Source organism: Desulfobacula sp., from assembly GCF_021107415.1.
On sequence record NZ_JAIOSW010000389.1, the window covers coordinates 1 to 3,443 of the forward strand.

3 protein-coding genes are annotated in these 3,443 nt (G+C 38.1%); all 3 read left to right on the forward strand.

Annotated elements, in window-relative coordinates; genetic code table 11:
- The coding region (locus tag K8S13_RS19515; protein WP_291465197.1) for a hypothetical protein at positions 1 to 684 on the forward strand (684 nt) is incomplete at its 5' end.
- Positions 681 to 1,649: a M48 family metallopeptidase gene (locus K8S13_RS19520; protein ID WP_291465198.1), complete on the forward strand. Its 969-nt coding sequence runs from the start codon at positions 681 to 683 to the stop codon at positions 1,647 to 1,649. The genes K8S13_RS19515 and K8S13_RS19520, both read left to right, overlap by 4 nt.
- A 152-nt stretch (positions 1,650 to 1,801) precedes the next feature.
- Entirely contained in the window at positions 1,802 to 3,349 is a 1,548-nt protein-coding gene (locus K8S13_RS19525; RefSeq protein WP_291465201.1) for an ExeA family protein, read from the forward strand.
- Positions 3,350 to 3,443 lie beyond the last annotated feature (94 nt).

Sequence of the window (3,443 nt, forward strand, 5' to 3'; positions counted from 1 at the left end):
GATGAGTACAAGTACGGCATCGACTGGAGTGTTGTAAGACAGGATGTTGATTCAAAACAAAAAAGGATTACCGGTGCTTCATGGGTTTCAGAAGTTGGGTTGGCTGTTCAGGGAATCTACAGGCATTTTAGTATTGACGTGACCGTAGATGCCTTAAACGGTTTTGGAGATATGAAAGTTGTTTCGAATCCGACCATCAGGGCCAAACATGGACAACCTGCCATTATCAGCGTAGGGACGTCAATAAGCTATACGAAAAGTACGGAAACCACAACAACCAGTAGCAGTGACAATAGTGATACAACTACACAAGTTGAGGTTTCAAAGGTTTTTGACGGGCTTATACTTGGAGTTATTCCTTTTATTGAAGAGGGAGGAAAAATATCCCTCATGATAAATCCTATAAAAAGTGATGTGGACAGGGAAAGCCTCGAATTAATCAGCATCGGTAATCAGAGTATAACTTTACCTGAAGTCAGAATAAAGGAGATCAATACGACGATTGCACTCAACAGCGGGGATGTGGTGATTTTAGGGGGACTGATTGATAAACGTCTGACCACGGAAAATAAGGGTGTGCCCTTTGTTTCTGCTATTCCCGGTTTGGGTTATCTTTTTAAAAAGGAATACAAAAACGAACAAAGCAGGGAACTTGTTATAATATTGAGCGTGTCACTCATATGAGCGTTATTTATAAAACATTAAAAAAGCTGAAAACCGAATCAGCAGAAGATGCAGAAAATAAAGGTGTATCAAAAAAGGGGAATAAGAATTATTCTTTTAAAGAAATATCTTCCAATCCCGCTATTATAATTTTCATTGCACTTTTGATTCTAATTACATGTGTTGGCGTTTTTTTTGTTGTTCGCAGCTTAAATAAAACTGACAACAATCAGCCCAGGCCGAAGGTTTTTCCAATTCACGAAAATTCAGAATACATAGAAAAAGATGAAAGCCCTGAAGGGGAGGAAAAAGAATCTCTTAATGTTCGTTATATGCCTGCCGAAGCAAAAAACAAAAGTGCACAGGATGTCGCAGGAAAAGATGCCGAGACTCAGGATATATCATCACAAAAAGATGTAAAGACTTCCAAAATTGCAACGCACAGAACTATAGAAAGCCAGCAGGTAGATAGAAAGCAGTTAGGTTTTGAAAGCCCGTTGATATTTCAGGGGCAATACTCTTCTCCTGTCAAAGTCGCTTATTCCCCGAAAATATCTGAAGAAAAAAAGCTTAAAGAGAAAGTCCGGACGCAGAGAATTCATCGAGCTAATCTTGAAAAAAGCCTAAAAATAAGCAAACTGGTTGACAGGATACACAGATCAATAAAAGCTGGTAATATCGGTCTGACGGAAAAATTTCTAACAGAACTGGAAACACTAAAAGGGAAAGACAACACTTATGTTTTTAAGCTGAGAGCATTCTGGTATCTGAGCCGGCAGGACTATGGATCGGCAACGAGATTCTTAAAAAAGGTCCTGGATAAAAATGAAAGAGATCTCGAAGCCGGGATTAATATGGCCATTGTAGAAATAAAGACAAAAGAGTTTCAAAAGGCCGGTGAGCGATTAAAAAGGCTAAAAGAGATTTACCCTGAAAACACAGCGATTTCCGTATTAATTGATAAGCTTAAGCTAAGATATCGTTAAGTAGTATATTGGTTGAGTAGTGAAAGAAAAGGCAGAATGCAGAAAGGAAATAGCTGATAGTTGATAGCTCATAGTAAAAGGATAGAATCCTTCAGGCTATGAGCTATGAGCTGTTAGCTATGAGCAAATAAATTACGGAGTAATTTATTCATATGAAAACATCTTCAGCATATAAAGAATTAAGTTATCTGGATTTCTTAGGACTGGACTATAATCCGTTTCCAGTGGCTCCTGATGATGAAAATTTTTATATTTCGGAGCATATAGACCAGATTTTGGCGGAAATTGTTCACGGGATTATTTCAAGAAAAGGGTTTATGGTTTTAACCGGCGATGTCGGGCTTGGGAAAACCACTATCAGTCGTAGGATCTTAAGCGTTCTTGAAGAAAAAGGGATTGAAACTTCACTTTGTTTTCATACTTCATATCAGGATGTCGAACTTCTAAGGGAAATTAATCGGGATTTCGGTGTTAAAACAGCAAGCCTGCTTTTCAGTGAGCAGATGAAGCTTTTAAATGATTTTTTGCTGGATAAAAACCGGGAAGGAAAAAATTGCGCCATCATTATCGACGATGCCCAGAATCTTAATAATAAAAGCCTTGAACTAATTAGAATGATTTCAAACCTTGAGGCAAATCAGCAGAAACTTGTTCAGATTTTATTAGTCGGTCAAGGCGAGTTGATGGACAAATTAAATTCCAGGGAGCTCAGGCAACTTAAAAGCAGGATCATTATAAAAAAAGAGGTTCGGCCCTTGAAGCTTAAAGAACTCGAAAATTATCTTTTATTTAAGCTGAACGTATCAGGCAGCGGTGGGCTTACAAATATAAGGAAAAGTGCGCTTTCTAAGATTCAAAAATACACAAGTGGAAACTTCAGACAGATTAATATTTTAATGGACAGGTGTCTTTATGTTGCCTTTCTTAATAATACAACCGAAATAAGCGGGAAGATTATAAAAGAAGCGTACATTGATTTGAATCCCGGCGGATTCCGGCTTAAGAAAAGGATAACCGTTCTATCACTTGTAATCTTTTTGCCCCTGTTTTTATTTGCAGGATTTATATACTTTACACAGGATAAGACTTCACCTTTGTTTGGGGTAAACACCATCCGAAAAATGATAACACCGGCAAAAGGGCTTAAGATGTTACCTGCGGTTGCAAATGCCGGGGAAGTGCCTGTGCATCCTCAGATGATGGAAATAGATAAAAAGACTGTAAGTCTTCCGGTACCTGTGGCTGATTTTTTAAAGGCATATAAACTTTCGATGCATGAGAACCTTTTTTTTGAAGCCCTGGAAACGGGCAGATTTCAGGAAGTAGCAGTAACCATATTAAGCAAGAGCGGGTATCAGCTAATCCGACTTGAACATATTCCGGATCATGTAAAAAGAAAGTACGGTGTATTGTCTTATCCAAACGCTGTGAACGGAAAAAAAGGATATTTTCTTTTCTGGAAGCCGGCATTTACGCTGAAGAAATTTTATTATTCATATCGCGGAAAAGAAATTCAAAAGCTTCAAAAAGAGTTGGTGAAGATAAATTTGTATAACTATCATTTGGATGGAATTGTCGGGAAAAAACTCATGAGTGCCGTTATTGCTTTTCAGAAACAGATAGCCATTCCTGTGACGGGTTATCCTGATGAAAAGACCATTTTCCTTTTATGCCACAAGGAAGGGATAAACCAGGTATGACAGCCGAAAAATCGAAAAAACAGCTGGGTGAAATCCTGAAGGAAAAAGGGATTATTACTGAGGATCATATCAAGTATGCCCTTCAGGTACAAAA

Bases quoted from the DNA above. Each gene is read 5' to 3' on its own strand.
- K8S13_RS19520 (WP_291465198.1), top strand. From the start codon at position 681: ATGAGCGTTATTTATAAAACATTAAAAAAGCTGAAAACCGAATCAGCA.
- K8S13_RS19525 (WP_291465201.1), top strand. From the start codon at position 1,802: ATGAAAACATCTTCAGCATATAAAGAATTAAGTTATCTGGATTTCTTA.